Origin of the sequence: Pseudomonas japonica (assembly GCF_900188455.1) — a bacterium.
Taxonomy (GTDB): domain Bacteria; phylum Pseudomonadota; class Gammaproteobacteria; order Pseudomonadales; family Pseudomonadaceae; genus Aquipseudomonas; species Aquipseudomonas japonica.
In genome coordinates this window covers 68,489-85,960 of record NZ_FZOL01000011.1, presented here as the reverse complement: position 1 = coordinate 85,960, position 17,472 = coordinate 68,489, and the positions used below count along the sequence as shown (strand labels likewise).

At 62.6% G+C, this 17,472-nt stretch carries 14 protein-coding genes and 1 tRNA gene; 4 read left to right on the top strand and 11 right to left on the bottom strand.

Annotation, left to right across the window (positions count from 1 at the left end; translation table 11 throughout):
• Positions 1 to 80: 80 nt before the first annotated feature.
• Positions 81 to 2,522, top strand: a complete 2,442-nt coding sequence (locus CHB99_RS15210) for a TonB-dependent siderophore receptor (protein ID WP_042126697.1) — start codon at positions 81 to 83, stop codon at positions 2,520 to 2,522.
• A 63-nt stretch (positions 2,523 to 2,585) separates the two neighbouring features.
• Here CHB99_RS15210 and CHB99_RS15205 read toward each other — a convergent pair whose 3' ends face one another.
• The 7 genes from CHB99_RS15205 to CHB99_RS15175 all read right to left on the bottom strand — a co-directional run bounded on the left by CHB99_RS15205 (position 2,586) and on the right by CHB99_RS15175 (position 8,275).
• Positions 2,586 to 3,014: a hypothetical protein gene (locus CHB99_RS15205; protein ID WP_089266562.1), complete on the bottom strand. Its 429-nt coding sequence runs from the start codon at positions 3,012 to 3,014 to the stop codon at positions 2,586 to 2,588.
• An 80-nt stretch (positions 3,015 to 3,094) separates the two neighbouring features.
• Positions 3,095 to 3,517 carry a hypothetical protein gene (locus CHB99_RS30095; protein ID WP_141137293.1) on the bottom strand — a complete coding sequence of 141 codons (423 nt, stop codon included), beginning with the start codon at positions 3,515 to 3,517 and terminating at the stop codon, positions 3,095 to 3,097.
• Positions 3,518 to 3,789: 272 nt separating this feature from the next.
• Positions 3,790 to 4,203, bottom strand: coding sequence for a hypothetical protein (locus tag CHB99_RS15195; RefSeq protein ID WP_084702822.1), 414 nt, complete (start codon positions 4,201 to 4,203; stop codon positions 3,790 to 3,792).
• Positions 4,200 to 5,126, bottom strand: coding sequence for a DUF6402 family protein (locus CHB99_RS15190; protein ID WP_042126699.1), 927 nt, complete (start codon positions 5,124 to 5,126; stop codon positions 4,200 to 4,202). Before CHB99_RS15190 ends, CHB99_RS15195 begins: the two co-directional genes overlap by 4 nt.
• Before the next feature lie 5 nt (positions 5,127 to 5,131).
• Positions 5,132 to 5,743: a PAAR domain-containing protein gene (locus CHB99_RS15185; protein ID WP_052419486.1), complete on the bottom strand. Its 612-nt coding sequence runs from the start codon at positions 5,741 to 5,743 to the stop codon at positions 5,132 to 5,134.
• A 446-nt stretch (positions 5,744 to 6,189) separates the two neighbouring features.
• On the bottom strand, positions 6,190 to 7,896 hold the full coding sequence (locus tag CHB99_RS15180; protein ID WP_042126701.1) for an amidase: 1,707 nt from the start codon (positions 7,894 to 7,896) through the stop codon (positions 6,190 to 6,192).
• 304 nt (positions 7,897 to 8,200) lie between these two features.
• Positions 8,201 to 8,275, bottom strand: a tRNA-Gln gene (locus CHB99_RS15175).
• 334 nt (positions 8,276 to 8,609) lie between these two features.
• On the opposite strand from CHB99_RS15175, the gene CHB99_RS15170 reads away from it, so the two are divergent.
• Both CHB99_RS15170 and CHB99_RS15165 read left to right on the top strand, forming a co-directional pair.
• Positions 8,610 to 9,236: a LysE family translocator gene (locus CHB99_RS15170; protein ID WP_042126703.1), complete on the top strand. Its 627-nt coding sequence runs from the start codon at positions 8,610 to 8,612 to the stop codon at positions 9,234 to 9,236.
• Positions 9,237 to 9,359: 123 nt separating this feature from the next.
• Positions 9,360 to 10,229 (top strand): helix-turn-helix domain-containing protein, encoded by an 870-nt coding sequence (locus tag CHB99_RS15165; protein ID WP_042126705.1) that lies wholly within the window; start codon positions 9,360 to 9,362, stop codon positions 10,227 to 10,229.
• Positions 10,230 to 10,374: 145 nt separating this feature from the next.
• On the opposite strand, the gene CHB99_RS15160 is transcribed toward CHB99_RS15165, so the two are convergent.
• The 3 genes from CHB99_RS15160 to CHB99_RS15150 form a co-directional block, all read right to left on the bottom strand.
• Positions 10,375 to 11,670, bottom strand: a complete 1,296-nt coding sequence (locus tag CHB99_RS15160) for an NAD(P)/FAD-dependent oxidoreductase (protein ID WP_042126707.1) — start codon at positions 11,668 to 11,670, stop codon at positions 10,375 to 10,377.
• A gap of 14 nt (positions 11,671 to 11,684) precedes the next feature.
• Entirely contained in the window at positions 11,685 to 12,770 is a 1,086-nt protein-coding gene (locus tag CHB99_RS15155) for a polyamine ABC transporter substrate-binding protein (protein WP_042126708.1), read from the bottom strand.
• Positions 12,771 to 12,964: 194 nt separating this feature from the next.
• Positions 12,965 to 14,323, bottom strand: a complete 1,359-nt coding sequence (locus CHB99_RS15150) for a glutamine synthetase family protein (protein WP_042126710.1) — start codon at positions 14,321 to 14,323, stop codon at positions 12,965 to 12,967.
• Between the two features lie 223 nt (positions 14,324 to 14,546).
• Here CHB99_RS15150 and CHB99_RS15145 point away from each other — a divergent pair, with 223 nt between their 5' ends.
• Positions 14,547 to 15,173 (top strand): hypothetical protein, encoded by a 627-nt coding sequence (locus CHB99_RS15145; RefSeq protein WP_042126712.1) that lies wholly within the window; start codon positions 14,547 to 14,549, stop codon positions 15,171 to 15,173.
• 84 nt (positions 15,174 to 15,257) lie between these two features.
• Here the strand turns inward: CHB99_RS15145 and CHB99_RS15140 are convergent, their stop codons facing one another.
• Positions 15,258 to 17,453 (bottom strand): OsmC domain/YcaO domain-containing protein, encoded by a 2,196-nt coding sequence (locus CHB99_RS15140; RefSeq protein WP_042126714.1) that lies wholly within the window; start codon positions 17,451 to 17,453, stop codon positions 15,258 to 15,260.
• Positions 17,454 to 17,472 lie beyond the last annotated feature (19 nt).

The window sequence follows — 17,472 nt, the reverse complement described above, 5'->3', positions numbered from 1 at the left end:
CGCACCTTTCGGTTCGCCTTTTTCCCGATGGTCCGTTGAGGTTCATGAGAATGAAACTCGACACAGGGAGACGCTTCACCATGCCGCAACCACGCATCCGCACCCGGATCAAACCGCTGCTCCTGGCCGTCCAGCTGGCCTGCGCGCTGCCGCTGGGCATCGCTTGCCAGGCTTACGCCACCGCCACGGTCGCGCAGTACGACATCGCGCCGGGTGCGCTGGGCGACGTGCTCAGCCAGTTCGCCGCCCAGGCCGGCATCGACCTGGCGGTGGACGGGCGCCTGGTCTCGGGCCTGCGCAGCGCCGGCCTGCATGGCCAGTACGCGGTGGAGGACGGCCTGCGTCGTCTGCTCGCCGGCAGCGGCTACGGTTTCGCCCTGACCGGCGCCGGGTATGTGCTGGTCGCACAGCCGCAGCAGGGCGCGCTGCAACTGGATGCCACCAGCATCACCGGCACGAGCGCCGAGCAGAACCCCCGGGGTCAGGTGGACGGCTACCTGGCGACCCGCGCCAGCAGCGCGACGAAGACCGACACGCCGTTGCTGGAAACCACTCAGAGCATCTCGGTCATCACCCGCGACCGCATGACCGTCCAGGGCGCGCAGAGCGTCAGCGAAAGCCTTGGCTACACCGCCGGGGTGCATGCCAACGTCGCCGGCAACAACCCCACCGACAACACCATCATGGTCCGCGGCTTCCAGCAGCTGAACAGCAACGCCTACACCGATGGCCTGCGCAACAACCAGATCGGCTATTACGCGCCGGAGCCCTACGGCATGGAGCGCATCGAAGTGCTCAAGGGCCCGGCCTCGGTGCTCTACGGCCAGGGCTCGCCCGGCGGCACGGTGAATTTCGTGTCCAAGCGCCCGACCTTCGCCGCCCACCGTGAAGTCGGTTTCTCCAGCGGTAGCAATGACCGCCTGCAGGCCTACACCGATGTCGGCGACGTCCTGGATGAGCGCAAGACCCTGGCCTGGCGTTTCGTCGGCCTGGGCCGCGATGCCGACAACAGCATCGACGGCATCAAGGATGACCGTGTCTACATCGCGCCGAGCCTGACCTGGGCGCCGGATGAGGACACCTCGCTGACCGTGCTCGCCTCGTACCAGCGCAACAAGAACCTGTTCACCAGCAACCTGCCGTACTCGCTGTTCGACGGTTCCAACCCCAATGGCCGGGTACCCCGTCACCGTTCCTTGAACGAGCCCGGTTTCGACGCGGAGAAGTCCGAGCAGACCAGCCTGGGCTACGAGTTCACTCACACCCTCAACGAGCACTGGAGCCTGCGCCAGAACGCGCGCTACACCCATTTCACCGGCTACGAGGACCAGCTGTTCCGCAACAGCGGGGTGATCGCCAGCACCACCATCAACCGCTACTACCAGTTGCGCGACTACGGCAACGACAACTTCGCCGTCGACAATCAGTTGCTCGGCAACTTCGATACCGGTCCGTTCAGCCATACCCTGCTGGCTGGCGTCGATTACCAGCACAGCCGGCGCAGCAACGCGGTGCAGACGGGCAATGCCCCGGCGATCAATATCTACGCGCCGGATCGCAACGTGGTGATCGATACCTCGCGCTACACCAGCCTGATGGACGTCGCGGAAAAGTCCCGGCAACTGGGGACCTACCTGCAGGATCAGATCAAGTTCGGCAACTGGGTCGCCTCCCTCGGCGGGCGCTACGACTGGGCCAGCCAGGACACCGACACGCGCACCTTCAGCACTGCCACCGGCCGGACCACGATCAACCCGCAACGGGTCGACGCCGATGACTTCACCGGCCGGGTCGGCCTTGGCTACCTGTTCGACAGCGGCTTGTTCCCCTATGTCAGCTACACCGAATCCTTCGTCCCGACCGGCGGCACCGACCGCAGCGGCTCGGCCTTCGAGCCGGAAACGGCCAAGCAGTACGAAGTGGGCGTGAAGTACCAGCCGACCGGCTCGGACAACTACGTGACGCTCTCGGCCTTCGACCTGCGCCGGCAGAACGTACTGACCACCGACGTGTCCGCGCCGAGCTACAGCGTCCAGGAAGGCGAGGTGAGCTCGCGCGGACTGGAACTGGAAGGCGTGCTCAAGCCGCTGGCCGGGCTCAACGTGATCGCTTCCTGGACCCTGAACAAGGTCGAGGTGAGCAAGGACAACCCCAACGTCGCCGGCATCAGCAACAAGGGCAAGACCCCGGTGCGCACCCCCGAGCACCTGGCGTCGCTGTGGTCCGACTACACCGTGCAGGGCGGCCTGCTCGCCGGGCTCGGTTTCGGCGCGGGCGTACGCTACACCGGGTCTACCTACGGCGATGCGCAGAACACCTTCCAGGTCCCGGACTACACGGTGGTCGATGCGATGGTCAGCTACGACTTCGGCAAGGCCGATCCGCAACTGGACGGGCTGAAGGCGCAAGTGAACGTGAAGAACCTGACGGACAAGTACTACGTGGCGGGGTGCTTTGCCACGGTCGGGTGTCTGTTGGGGGCGGAGCGGACGGTGACGGCGGATTTGACTTATCGGTGGTGAATGTAAACCCGGCTGCGATTGTGCAGCCGGGTTGAGGTTGCTGGTGAGCCAGTGGCAGTCCACCTACAGATTGCTTGTGCTGTCAGGCTGTTTTCCGAGGCAGTTGGAGGCAGCCTTGCCGAGGTAAGTCAAGCCGACGTATACATCGCCGGAACGATGCCAACTCAAACGGCCACCGGAAAACGCCAAATCGTAGATTACCGTTTCTCCTATCAGTTGGTTGGTGTGGTGGTTGTACAACCGGTAAAAGCCGGGTAGTTCCCAAGTGGGGAACCACTCGGCCTTGCCGTTTTCATTAGGTGCAAACTCACGATGTAGTTTGTCAGGCAATAACCAGAACGGTTTGAAGGCCTGTACTCGTGAGCATCCATCCGGGCTTATCTTTGCCTCTCCCCATGGAGAGGCAAGACCTTTCTCCCACCACTCGGAGGCGAACCAGAGTCCGACCAAGGAAATGCATGCCGAGAGGGTCACCAGAAATTTCTTTTTCAATGTTCCACACGTTGACCTGAACCATTGCCCTCAAACCTGGCTGCGTGGTGCAGGACAGATTTGAAGGCATATCGTGAGATTTAATCGTCTTGGGTAGGTTTGTCGAAAATGCAGTCCTGAGCATTCGGACCGACAAAGATCATTCCCACGTAAACGCTTCCGGTAACTCCCCAGTCTATGTCGCCACTGGCTTGCTCCAGATCATAAATGTTGCTTTCGCCAAGAAGTTCTCCACTGCGGTTGTCAAATAGACGGAAAAATCCGGGGTATTCCCACCCTGGTGGCCACTCGGGTTTCGTACCTTCGTTTGGGTCAGCTTTTCTGTGGAATATATTGGGAAGTAACCAGAGTGGTTTGAATGTCTCTAGGCGATAACATCCATTTGGGCTGATCACTGGAGAGGAAACTGCCGGAGCCAAGTGCTTTTCCCACCACTCAGATGCTAGCCAGAGCCCGGATGTTACGATTGCGAGTATGGAGGTAATTCTGAAGAACCGGTTCAAGAGACGATACTCACGTTTGGACTCAACTCGGAGTCACCCATGGACGAGGCGAGGCCTTTTCCCCACCATTCTGAAGCGGGCCAGAGTCCTGAAAAGACGCTTATCGAAAGTGCCAATCTTTTTAAAGTCGTATCAAAAAGCCTTTCCGAGGCCGATTATTTTACTCGTAATTTTGCAATGGCATGATTTGTCTGATTTGCAATCATCGTATTCGCAGCCGCCTGGGGTGTTGCGGCGGCCGCGTATATAATTACTGCGTGGGTCCTTGTGGCTTACATGCCAGGCGTTGCGCTTGAACGGCAATTTATAGCTGGGCCTATATAGATAATCCCAGCGTATACGCCTTTTTTGTTTTCCCACAGTCGACCGCTGGCGTGTTCAAGGTCGTAGATATCGGACTCTCCTAATAGAGCCCCCGTTTGACGGTCGAACAGTCTATAAAAGCCTGGATAACCCCAGCCTGTAAACCATTTTGGAGGAGTATCGCCGTTTGGGTCAGGCTTTGGATGCAAAAAGTCTGGGGTGATCCAGAAAGGTCTGAAAGTCTGCACATAGGCGCAACCGTTAGAAACGAATTCCGCATCATCCTCAGCAGTGGATAACCCTTTTTCCCACCACTTCGACGCACCCCAAAGGCTGACGCAAAACAAAGTTATCACCACCCATTTTTGTGATCTGATATTCAAATTGGCGGTCCTAGGTCAATAACCTGATCCACTTTTTTCCACAGCACGTCCGAGTAGATCACGAAGTCGCCGCCCATCCCTGTCTTGCCTCGATAGTTACGAAAATCGCCATTTGTGACCAAAGCTATTTGGTTTTCTCCGGCCGAGAAGAGCGAGCCCATGCTAGCCAGCGTAGCTACAGGTGTTTCACTTTTTTTCATGACTCTATCTAGTGCCCATATTCCCAAGAACTGAGGGCCGTTGAAGTCATAGTTATCTCGGATGTAGAAGCCAAGGTACTCAATTCGGAAGTGGTTTCTAATTATTTTTGTAAAGGGGTCTTCCTTGCTGAAGGTCCTTCCTACAACGCCAACCTTCACAGTCGCTTGGCCCAGAGCCCCATACATATCATCGAGGGTATCCAGTAAGTCACCTAGTTCAGCGAAGTTTACTTGAGAGAACGTGTCTATTTCCCTCGCGGAAAAGCTGGTCGAGCCCAGTTGCGTCATTCCGATCTGTTGCCACCCAGCGTTCTCAAGCAGTTTTTTTAGCCGATCTATTGCGTTGGGTGTGGTGATCCTTGACTCAGCCACTGCTACAGCTTCTTGGCAGCGCCTGAATGACATTGCCCAATCCATTTTGACTATATTCTCTTCGCACTGAAATCTGCTGATACCAAGGGCCGCTGGTTGGTCTTTTTCGTTTTTCCAGGTTTCCGGCATCTGCCACCCCGGACTATCGAACCACCGCTGCATCAACGCAGCCGACGTATGCCAGCCCATCTTCCGCATCGCCACCGGCACCTTGGTCAGGGGCAGTGCATTGATCACGATCTGCTTGGGTTCGTGGTAGCGCCCGGGCCGGGTGTCGAGCGTGGCGTTTTCCAGGAGGAACAGGGCATCCGGCCCCAGTGCGGTGGTTTGCTGGAAATCTTTCAGGGACATGGCGATCACTCCAGGACTGGCGACGGGGCGCTGGTGGCGACTTGCAGGTGGACGGGGGCGGTGCTTTCGCAGATATGGCTGTAGCCTTCGTCGTTGAGCCGGCTCTGGCCGACGGGCTCGCCGTGGTGCAGCAGCAGGTAGTCGTGCTTCGCGCACGCTGCGCCGTGCTGGTTGATGAGCTGGATGGCGCCGCCACACGACCGTGTGATGGCCTCCGGGCTGCCTGGCGGGGCCATGCTTTGTGGCGTCGAGGCCGGGCTGGGGGTGGAAGGCGTTGCGGATCGACTGCTCGGGACAAAGGATGATCGCGCACGTGTTGCCGAGGGTTCGGGCTCCCTGCCCACATAGGTGCTGTGCGTGTGGGTGTGATACAGCCTGGCCTGGCACGGGCAGCCGCTGACGCTGTCCAGCGTGCCCGCCACGGGGATGCCATTGCTGGTGATCCACCACACGCCGCCTTGAATCGTGTAGCTCTTGCCGGTGATGCCACAGGTGACGGCATCACCCTGGCGGGCATGGGCGATGCCGTACATCAGGATCTGGGTGTCGGAACCGGTGATCAGGCCGCCGCAACTGGTCTTGTCGCCCTGGCGAAGGAAAAAGCCCTTCTGTGCCATTGTGGTCTTTCCTCATGATTGCTCGGTTGGTTCGTACAGGCGTACTAGGTAGTGGCCTGCAATGACCTGTCCTTGTGTCTGAAGGCATGACAGGCGAACCGGGCAGAGGATGAGGGGTTGGCTCAGGGAATTAAGTAGGAATGATCTGAGAGGGGATAGGGAAAAAGATTCTCTTTCGGGGATGATTTCCGCAGGCGTGCAGTGCTGGCGTTCGACAAGTCATCAGCCGTCTGCTGCACGCGCGCCCTGGAGGCGGCGAAATGCTGGAGGAAGGAGGCTTGAGCATCGGCTTCAGGCTCCATGTGGGAGCGCGCTCGTCGGGGCGCCGAGCCGTCGCAAAACCTGAATCCCCCTTTTTCCTGACACGCCGGGGGATGGGCTTGGGGCCGCTGTCGCGGCCCTTCGCGAGCAAGCTTGCTCCTACAGGTACCGGGGTCCTGTAGTGCTTACTTGCCCAGAACCGGCGTACGCGGCGGGATCATCCGCCGGTTGCCGGTGGCTTCGAACGCCGCCCCCAGCTTCAGCAGGTTGGCGTCGTCATAGGCCTTGCCGGCGAAGGTCAGGCCCACCGGCATGCCGATATCGGCCATCACGCCCATCGGCACGGTGACGGTCGGCACGCCGAGGTGACGGATCGCCAGGTTGCCGTTGGCCACCCAGATGCCGTTGCTCCAGGCAATATCCGCCGACGCCGGGTTGACGTCCGCATCCGCCGGGCCAACGTCGGCCACGGTGGGGAACAGCACGGCGTCGAGGCCCTGCGCGTCCAGCCAGTCTTCCAGGTCCTGCTTGCGGGTCTGCTCCAGGCCACGCAGGCCATCCGGCACGGTGGGAATCTCGTTCCACGGGGTGATGCCGCGCTCGGCCATCTTCACGTATTCGTCCATGCCCGCGGCCAGGTCGCCCTCGCGGTTGGGCAGGGTGCCCGGGTCGTGGGGGAAGATCTTCGGTCCGTCGACGTCCACCAGGCGGTTCAGCTTCGGATCGCCGTTGGCCCGCAGGAAGTCGTCGAAGGCCCAGGCGGTCAGGTCCCACAGCTCATGGTGGAGGAATTCCTTGGAAACGATGCCGCGGTTGAACACGGTCGGCGCGCCCGGACGGTCGCCCTCGCAGTTCGACACCAGCGGGAAGTCCACCTCGACGACTTCGGCACCGGCCGCTTCCAGCGCGGCACGCGCCTGTTTCCACAAGTCGATCACCGACGCCCGGGTGTTGATGCGCTGTCCGGTCGGGCCGCCGATGCCCGGCTGCTCGGAGGTGCCGGCGGCGTCGTCGGCATTGATGTACATCTTCGGTACACCCAGGCGCTTGCCGGCCAGGGCGCTGGCGCCCACCGCCAGTTCGGCGTAGGAGGCCGGACGTACGGAGCTGACGCTCGGGATCGGCACCCAGGGTTGCAGGCGCCACAGGTCGCCGCGGGTGTCGGGGTCTTCGGCGACCACCACGTCGAGCACTTCCAGCAGGTCGGTCATGGTCCGGGCGTAAGGCACCACCACGTCCATGGTCGGCGTGAGCGGCCAGTTGCCACGTACCGAGATCACCCCGCGCGAAGGGGTGTAGGCGCACAGGCCGTTGTTCGACGCCGGGCCGCGACCGCTGGACCAGGTTTCCTCGGCCAGGCCGAAGGCGGAGAAGCTGGCGGCGGTGGCGGTACCGGCGCCGTTGGAGGAGCCGGAGGCGAACGGCGCGGTCAGGTAGGCGGCGTTGTACGGGCTTTCGGCGCGGCCATAGACGCCGCGCTGCATGCCGCCGTTGGCCATTGGCGGCATATTGGTCTTGCCCAGGCAGATCGCCCCGGCGGCCCGCAGGCGCTCGATGGTGAAGGCGTCGCGATGGGCCACCAGATCGGCGAAGGCCGGGCTGCCGGAGGCGGCGGTCAGGCCCTTGACCAGGTAGCTGTCTTTGGCGGTGTAGGGAATACCGTCCAGCGGGCCGAGGGTTTCACCACGGGCACGGCGGGCATCGGCGGCTGCGGCTTCCTTGAGCGCCTCGGGGTTGCGCACCACCACGGCGTTCAGGGCGGTGGCGGTGTCGGCGCCATCGTAGGCATCGATCCGGGCAAGGTAGGCCTCGACCAGCTCGACCGCCGTGGTCTGGCCGGACTCGAGCGCGGCACGCAGTTGGGCAATGGAAACTTCGGTGACCTCGATCATGCAGCTTGCTCCGGTGGCTGACAGGTAACAGGGAAGAGGATTCCCTCACGCAGGGACATCACGCTTTTCAAATTGTTTTCTCGTTGGATACCCCGTTGTGCGGCTTTACACAACGGCTTGGCCTAAAGCGGGTGATATTTTTAACACTTGGCGCTCAACAAGGGAATGGGGCGCGACGCAAACCCAATGAAATAGCCGATAACCAGCACTTTAGCCGGTGAGCGTGTAGAAAAATATGAACAGTGGTTCGCCCTGTGCCAAGGCACTGGAAGCAGAGGAGGGGGGATGAACGAGAGAGAGAAAATGGCAGGGGCGGCTGGATTCGAACCAACGCATGGCAGGATCAAAACCTGCTGCCTTACCGCTTGGCGACGCCCCTGTTGCGACGGATGAAGGATCACCCTGATGCAGAATCCCGCTGCCGGTGAAAGCGATTTCGCCGTGAACACTGGGGTTCGTCGCGGGATGGGCGGCAATTTAACAATATTTGTTACGTCTGTGAAGCCCTTTCTGCAAAAAAACAGTTTTTAAAACAGCGACTTAGTTTGCGCAGACGCAGCCGGCCCGCCGCAGTGAGGCCTGTCCCGCTCAATGAAGGGCCTTTCGGGGCCCGGGAATGGAGATTGAATTGATAGCGTTGTAAGTGCGTCCTACAGCGAATGAGGTACAGTCGGCGCACAACAATGGAAGTTTCTCGCGCTGAAGGAGTAGCAATGTTCCCCCTCGACACCTGGCTCACCTACACCGCCGCCTGCCTGCTGCTGGTGATCTCCCCCGGCCCCGACAACCTCCTGGCCATCGGCCGCGGCCTGAGCCAGGGCCGGCTGGCCGCCATCGTCTCCGGGGTGGCATCCGGTGCGGGCATCCTGTTCCACACCACCACCGCGGCCCTGGGCCTGACCCTGCTGATGCAGACCTCGGCGGTGGCCTTCTGGGTGGTTAAGCTGATCGGTGCCGGCTACCTGCTGTGGCTGGGCATCAAGGTGCTGCGTTCGCGCAATCTGATCAACTTCGCCCCGGCGGCCAGGCAACCGCTGCGCAGCATCTTTCTCACCGGCTTCCTCTCGGCAGCGCTGAATCCCAAGCCGGGGTTGTTCGTGCTGGCGTTCATCCCGCAGTTCGTCAATCCGCAACTGGGTTCGGTAACCGTGCAGATGTTCGTCTATGGCCTGTGGTTCGCCATGCTGACCGCAGTGGGCTTCGCCCTGATGGGGGTATTCGCCACCAACCTGACCAACGCCATTCGCAACCGTCCGCGGGTGGTCAATGGCCTGAACATCGGTGCCGGTGTGACCTTTGTCGCCTCCGGGGTTTCCGTGGTCGCGCTGAGCCAGAAATAACCGCGCCGATCATCATCGATGCTTTGACTGCACTTCCTCCTGTTTATTATTCTTGACGGCGTTTGGCCCCCGCGAGGGGCCAGGCGACGGACAAGAATTCGAATAAATATCCGGGGTGCGTGCATGACGATCAAGGTACTGGAAGCCCACGAGGTGAACGAACACCGCGTGGCCCTGCCGGGCTGGCAGGAGCAGTACACGCAGATGTCCGCCGGGCGCTTCCACGGGCGCCTGGTGCATGCCGAGAGCGACGCCGTCGAGCTTTACGAAGAGCGCATGAACCTGCGGGTCGAGCAGGAATTCCATGCCCCGGCCGACGCCCTGGTGTTCAGCTTCGACATGAGCGACAACGCCCTCTACCTGCTCGATGGCCAGACCCGCAATGCCTGGGTCACACCGGAAAACTACCGGGAAGTCGCCGTGGTGCTGAAGCAGCCGGCGGCCTGGAACCGCTCCGCCAGCGAGTTCCGCCAATTGATCCTGCAACCCCTGCGTTCGTCCGGCTGCAGCAGCTTTGCCAGCTCGCTGTGCGGGGTGCTGGCGGAGGCGGTGCAGGGGCAGGTCGACGTGGACGCGCCCGGGTTCGCCCGGCAGATCGCCGATGGCTGCTTCCAGGTGCTGGACGAAGCCCTGCAGGTGGGCGCCCGCGGGCGCGCCGAGTGCCATGCGCGGCGGGTGGTGGAGCGGGTCAAGGAAGTGGTCAACGATTGCCCGCAGGACAGCTTCGGCGTGCTCGACCTGGCGGAAGCGGCGGGGGTGTCGGTGCGGCATCTGCAGCAGTCGTTCATGCGCTATGCCGACATGCCGCCGACGGTGTGGCTGCGCAATCGCCGCCTGAATGCCGCGCGGCGCGACCTGCTGGCGGCGGACCCGGCGCAGGTCACCGTGGCCGAGGTGGCGATGCGCTGGTCGTTCTGGCACCTGGGGCGATTTTCCCAGTCGTACCATGGGTTGTTCGGGGAGTATCCGAAGGCGACCTTGAAGCGGGGGTGACCTTGCACTCGCCTGCCCGCAAACGACGTAGGAGCTGGCTTGCCTGCGAAAGGACCGCTTTGCGGTCCTTCGCAGGCAAGCCAGCTCCTACGGCCCACTTCGCAGGCAAGCCAGTTCCTACGGTCGTTTGTGGGCAAGCCAGCCCCTAGCCCAGCGCCTCCCGCAACCGATACCAGAACATCCCCAACGCCAGCAATGGCGAGCGCAGCAACTTCCCACCAGGGAAGGTCAGGTGCGGCACCGCGCTGAACACGTCCAGTCCCTTGCTCTGGCCAACGGAAATCGCTTCCGCCAGCAGCTTCGCGCTCCAGTGCGTGACATTCAGCCCATGCCCGGAATACCCCTGGGCGAAATACACGTTCGGGTGCTGCGCCAAGCGCCCCACCTGGGGGAAGCGGTTGGCGGTGATGCCGATCATCCCGCCCCACTGGTAGTCGATACGCACATTGGCCAGCTGTGGGAACACCTTGAGCATCTTCGGCCGCATGTAGGCGCCGATATCCCTGGGGTCGGTGCCCGAGTAATGGCAGGCACCACCGAACAGCAGGCGCCGGTCCGCGGTCAGGCGGTAGTAGTCCAGCCCGACCTTCTGGTCGCACAGCGCCAGGTTCCGCGGAATCAGTTGCGCCGCCACTTCCTCGGGCAACGGCTCGGTGACGATCACGTAACTGCCGGCAGGCAGCACCTTGCCGGTCAGGCGCGGTTCCAGCTCGTCGAGGTGGGCGTTGCAGCCCAGCACCAGGGTGTCCGCGCGCACCCGCCCGCGGGCGCAGTGCAGGACTACCTGGCTGCCGTGCTCGATACGCAGCACCGGGCTCTGCTCGAAGATCCTCACGCCCAGCTGGCTGGCCGCGCGGGCTTCGCCAGTGACCAGGTCGAGCGGGTGCAGATGCCCCGAGCCCATGTCGATCAAGCCACCGGCATAGCAGTCGCTGGCCACTACCTGGTGCATGCTCTGCGGCGCCACCAGTTCGATGGGGTGGGCGTAGCCGGAAGCCGCCAGTTCGTCGTGCTCGGCGCGCATGGCGGCGAATTGCGCCGGGGTGTTGGCCAGTTCGCAGAAGCCCCAGCGCAGGTCGCAGTCGATGCCGAACGCGGCGATGCGCTCGGCGACCAGGCTCACCGACTCCACCCCGGCCCGTTGCAGATAACGCACACCGTCTTCGCCGACATACTTGCCGAAGCCGCTGACATCGTGGCCGATGCCGCGGATCAGTTGCCCGCCGTTGCGCCCGCTGGCGCCCCAGCCGATGCGCCGGGCTTCCAGCAGGACCACGGAGTGCCCGCGCTGGGCCAGCTCCAGGGCAGTGTTGACCCCGGTCAGGCCGCCACCGACCACGCACACGTCGGCGCGGATCTCGCCGTCGAGTGCCGGCCAGGGCTGGCTGTCGCGGGCGGTGGCGGCGTAGTACGACGCCGCATGCTCAGTGTTTCGAATCATCGCAGCTTCCCGCTTCATTGGTTGAACTTGACCTTGCTCCAGCTGCGGGTCATCAGCCGCATGATCTTCGGCGAGGGCGCCGTGGAGATGTACAGCTTGTCCAGCACCGCCTGGGGCGGATAGACCTCGGGGTTGGCGAGGGTCTGCGGGTCGATGAAGGCCTTGGCGTCAGCGTTGGCGTTGGGGTAGCCGACGTAGTCGCTGATCCCGGCGATGACCTTGGGCTCCAGCACGTAGTTGATGAAGGCCAGGGCCTGGTCGGGGTTTTTCGCATCGGCGGGAATGGCGATCAGGTCGAACCACAGGTTGCTGCCTTCCTTGGGAATGCTGTAGGCGATCTTGACCCCGTTGCCGGACTCGCGGGCCCGGTTGGCCGCCTGCAGCACGTCGCCGGAGAAGCCGAAGGCCACGCAGATGTTGCCGTTGGCCAGGTCCGAGATGTACTTCGAGGAGTGGAAGTAGGTCACGTAGGGCCGCAGCTCCAGCAGGCGCTGTTCGGCCTTGGCGTAGTCGGCGGCGTTGCTGCTGTTCGGATCGAGCCCAAGGTAGTTGAGGATCGACGGGATCAGCTCGTCGGCGGAGTCCATGAAGGCCACCCCGCAGGCTTGCAGCTTCTTCAGGTTTTCCGGTTCGTAGAGGGTGGCCCAGGAGTCGATATGGTCGACGCCCAGCACTTGCTTGACCTTGTCGACGTTGTAGCCGATGCCGTTGGTGCCCCACAGGTAGGGCACCGAGTGGCGGTTGCCGGGATCGTTCTGTTCGAGCAGCTTGAGCAGCGCCGGGTCCATGTGTTTCCAGTTCGGCAGCTTGCCGCGGTCCAGTTCGAGGAACACCCCGGCGTCGACCTGGCGGGTCAGGAAGTGGTTGGACGGCACGACCACGTCATAGCCGGTCTTGCCCGCCAGCAGCTTGCCTTCCAGGGTCTCGTTGGAATCGAAGACGTCATACACCGGTTTGATCCCGGTGGCGCTCTGGAACCCGGCGAGGGTGTCCGGGGCGATGTAGTCGGTCCAGTTGTAGATGCTGACGCTGGGCTGCGCGACGGCTGCCAGCGGCAGCGCCAGCAGGGCGAAGGGTGCAAGACGTTTCAACAGTTTCATGTCGGCTCCTGTCCATCCGTTTTTATTGTGTATGGCGCGGTTTGTAGGGTTTGTAGGAGAAGTGTCTGCGCGGCGCGCAGGCAAGGCGAAAACAGGCGAGGAAGCGGAGTTGACTGGTTGTCAATGAGCATTCCGAGCCTGTTTTCAACGCAGCATGAGCGTCGCGCAGGCACTTATCGTACAAAGCCTGGGCATCAGACGCTGAGCAGCAGGAACTCTCGTTCCCATGAACTGATCACCCGCTTGAAGTTCTCGTGCTCGGTGCGCTTCACCGCGACATAGCCCTTGACGAACTTCGCGCCCAGGTACTGTTCCAGCACCTCGCAGGTCTCCATGGCGGCGAGGGCGTCCTCGATGGTGATCGGCAGGCGCAGGTTGCGCCGCTCGTAGGCGCGGCCCTGGACCGCCGCGCTCGGCTCGATCCGCTCGATCATGCCCAGGTAGCCGCAGAGCAGGCTGGCGGCGATGGCCAGGTAGGGGTTGGCGTCGGCGCCGGGCAGGCGGTTTTCCACGCGCATGGCCTGGGGTTCGGACGGCGGCACGCGCAGGCCGGCGGTGCGGTTCTCTTCGCCCCACTCGACGTTGACCGGGGCCGAGGTGTCGGGCAGGAAGCGGCGGAACGAGTTGACGTTCGGCGCGAACATCGGCAGCACCTTGGGAATGTACTTCTGCAGGCCGCCGATGTAGTTGAGGAACAGCGCGCTCATGCTGCCGTCTTCATTGACGAAGATGTTCTGCCCGGACTCGCTGTCCACCACGCTCTGGTGGATGTGCATGGCGCTGCCCGGCTCGTCGGTGATCGGCTTGGCCATGAAGGTCGCCGCGACGTTGTGCTTGAGCGCCGCCTCGCGCATGGTGCGCTTGAACACGGTGATCTGGTCGGCCAGGCTCAGGGCGTCGCCGTGACGGAAGTTGATCTCCATCTGCGCCGGGCCGTCTTCGTGGATCAGCGTGTCGAGGTCCAGGCCCTGGGCTTCGCACCAGTCGTAGACATCCTCGAACAGCGGGTCGAATTCGTTGGCGGCGTCGATGGAGAAGCTCTGCCGGCCGCTTTCCGGGCGGCCCGAGCGGCCGATCGGGGCCTCCAGGGGAAAGTCCGGGTCGCTGCTGCGCTTGGTCAGGTAGAACTCCATCTCCGGCGCGACGATCGGCGTCCAGCCTTTCTGCGCATACAGGCGCAGGACGCGCTTGAGCACGTTGCGCGGCGACAGCTCGACGGGGTTGCCGCGCTTGTCGTAGGTGTCATGAATCACCATCGCGGTGGGTTCGATGGCCCAGGGCACCAGGAAGATCGCCTCGGGGTCGGGGCGGCAGAACATGTCGATGTCCGCCTCGTCGAGCAGGTCGTAGTAGATGTCGTCCTCGACGAAATCACCGGTGACGGTCTGCAGCAGCACGCTTTCCGGCAGGCGCATGCCGCCTTCGCCGAGAAACTTGTTGGTGGGAGAGATCTTGCCGCGGGCAATGCCGGTAAGGTCGCTGACGATGCATTCGACTTCGGTGATCTGGTGTTGCTTCAGCCAGGTGCTCAGCTGATGCGCGGGGGTGTTCATGCAAACCTCTAGCGGGTTGGTTGGAAGGCACGCGACCGGCAGGGGCCGGTGGGCGTCGAGCCTAGTCTTGGCCAGAGGCGGGCAGGGGTTCTATCCGTTTTCCGCAGGAATGGGCGCAGGCTGGTCTTTGCGACTGCCCGGTGACCTGGCGCATTCGGCATTGGTGTTCTAGCGTTTACACGCTTTTGCGGTTATCCCCAGCCACGATTAAAGGAATGATCAGATGACCGAGAGAAAAGGGACCGACCTCAAGTCCAGTCTGGAGTCGATTTCCGGGGCGAAAGGCATCTTCGGCGTGTGCTATTCGATTCTCACCTGGAGCGGTGTGGGCAAGGGCTTCGGCCTGTTCAGCCCGTCGACCTGGGGCAAGACCCTCGGCAAGCTCGCCGAGGATGGCCATGCCACCACCTTCCTGATCCACAAGAACCAGATAACCCTCACGGGCATCAGCGATGACGGCTGGGTCTTCGACAGCGGCAGCCTGGCGAGCAAGAGCTGGGCGCGCACCACCGGCAGCGCGACCACCTATGTCTACTACATCGGCGTCAACGGCGACTTCATCAAGAAGTACGAGAAGCTGCAGAAGAAGCTCGCCAAGACCAAGACCGCCTATGCCGTGCTGTGGCCGAACCTGGTGGGGAGCTCGACCCAGTACCAGAACTGTGTCAGCCACAGTCACTACCTGATGTCGGAGCTGGGCCTGGCGCATTGGGCCCACAGCACCAAGGGCTGGTGGGTGCCGTCGGCGAGCAACTGGGTGGAGTGGTTCAAGAGCTTCGCCCCGGTGCAGCGTGACGGCTACGCCTGGAAATACAAGAAGTTTGACAGTACCAACACGCATATCCCGTGATACGGGGGGCGTTTCGGAACAGGGCGGGCAGGTGTGAGGCGGCCGGCCTGGCCGCCATCACACCTGGAATCCCCGGCGCCGGGTTCAGCCCCGACTGGCCGCCCGCGCCGCATGCAGCTTGCGGTAGCTCTCCACCAGGCGCAGATGCCGGTCCAGCCCTTCGAGTTTCATGCTGGTCGGCGTCAGGCCGTGGAAGCGCACGCTGCCGGCCACCGAGCCGAGCACCGCATCCATCCGCGCGGCACCGAACATGCGGCGGAAATTGACCTCGTAGTCGGCCATCTCCAGTTCGTTGTCCAGCTCCACTTCCAGCACCACGTTCAGCGCCTGGTAGAACAGCCCGCGCTCGACGGTGTTGTCGTTGTACTGCAGGAACATCTCCACCAGTTCCTTGGCATCGTCGAACTTCTTCAGCGCCACCTGGATCAGGATCTTCAGTTCCAGCACGGTCAGCTGGCCCCACACCGTGTTGTCGTCGAACTCGATGCCGATCAGGGTCTTGATCTCGGTGTATTCGTCCAGCTCCGATTCCAGCAGGCGCTCCAGCAGGCTTTCCAGTTCATCGTCATCCAGGCGGTGCAGGTTGAGGATGTCCTCGCGGAAGAACAGCGCCTTGTTGGTGTTGTCCCAGATCAGGTCGTCCACCGGGTAGATTTCCGAGTAGCCGGGCACCAGGATGCGACAGGCCGCCGCGCCGAGGTGGTCGTAGGTGGCCATGTAGACCTCCTTGCCCATGCCTTCGAGGATGCCGAACAGGGTCGCGGCTTCCTCGGCGTTGGAGTCCTCGCCGTGGCCGGAGAAGTCCCACTCGACGAATTCGAAGTCGGACTTCGCGCTGAAGAAGCGCCACGAGACCACGCCGCTGGAATCGATGAAGTGCTCGACGAAGTTGTTCGGCTCCATCAGCGCATGGCTTTCGAAGGTCGGCTGCGGCAGGTCGTTGAGGCCCTCGAAGCTGCGCCCCTGGAGCAGTTCGGTCAGGCTGCGCTCCAGCGCCACCTCGAAGCTCGGATGGGCACCGAAGGAGGCGAACACACCGCCGGTGCGCGGGTTCATCAGGGTCACGCACATCACCGGGAACTCGCCGCCCAGTGACGCATCCTTGACCAGTACCGGGAAGCCTTGCTCCTCAAGGCCCTGGATGCCGGCGAGGATGCCCGGGTACTTGGCCAGCACCTCCTGCGGTACGTCCGGCAGGGCCAGTTCGCCTTCGAGGATTTCCCGTTTCACCGCGCGCTCGAAGATCTCCGACAGGCACTGCACCTGGGCTTCGACCAGGGTGTTGCCGGCGCTCATGCCGTTGCTCAGGTACAGGTTCTCGATCAGGTTGGACGGGAAGTACACCGTCTCGCCGTCGGACTGACGCACATAGGGCAGGCAGCAGATACCGCGCTCGACATTGCCCGAGTTGGTGTCGTACAGGTGCGAGCCGAGCAGCTCGCCGTCGGGGTTGTAGATCGCCAGGCAGTAGGCGTCGAGGACCTCCTGCGGCAGGGCGTCCTTGCGCCCCGGTTTGAACCAGCGCTCGTTCGGGTAGTGGACGAACTCGGCGTTGGCGATGTCCTCGCCCCAGAACTGGTCGTTGTAGAAGAAGTTGCAGTTCAGCCGCTCGATGAACTCGCCCAGGGCCGAGGCCAGCGCGCTTTCCTTGCTCGCGCCCTTGCCGTTGGTGAAGCACAGCGGCGACTGTGCGTCGCGGATGTGCAGGGACCAGACGTTGGGCACGATGTTGCGCCAGGAGGCGATCTCGATCTTCATCCCCAGGTCGGCGAGGATTCGCGACATGTTGCCGATGGTCTCTTCCAGCGGCAGGTCCTTGCCGGCGATGCGCGTGCTGCCTTGCGCGTCGAGGCTCGGCATCAGCAGGGCCTGGGCGTCGGCGTCGAGGTTGTCGACTTCCTCGATGATGAACTCGGGGCCGGTCTGCACGACTTTCTTCACCGTGCAGCGGTCGATGGAGCGCAGGATGCCCTGGCGGTCCTTCTCGGAGATGTCCGCCGGCAGCTCGACCTGGATCTTGAAGATCTGCGCGTAGCGGTTCTCCGGGTCGACGATGTTGTTCTGCGACAGGCGGATATTGTCGGTGGGGATGTCCCGGGTCTGGCAGTACAGCTTGACGAAATAGGCCGCGCACAACGCCGAGGAAGCCAGGAAATAGTCGAACGGCCCCGGTGCCGAACCGTCGCCCTTGTAGCGGATGGGCTGGTCGGCAATCACCGTGAAGTCGTCGAATTTGGCTTCGAGTCGGAGGTTGTCGAGAAAGTTGACCTTGATTTCCATGCGGGTACCGTAGCGGGCG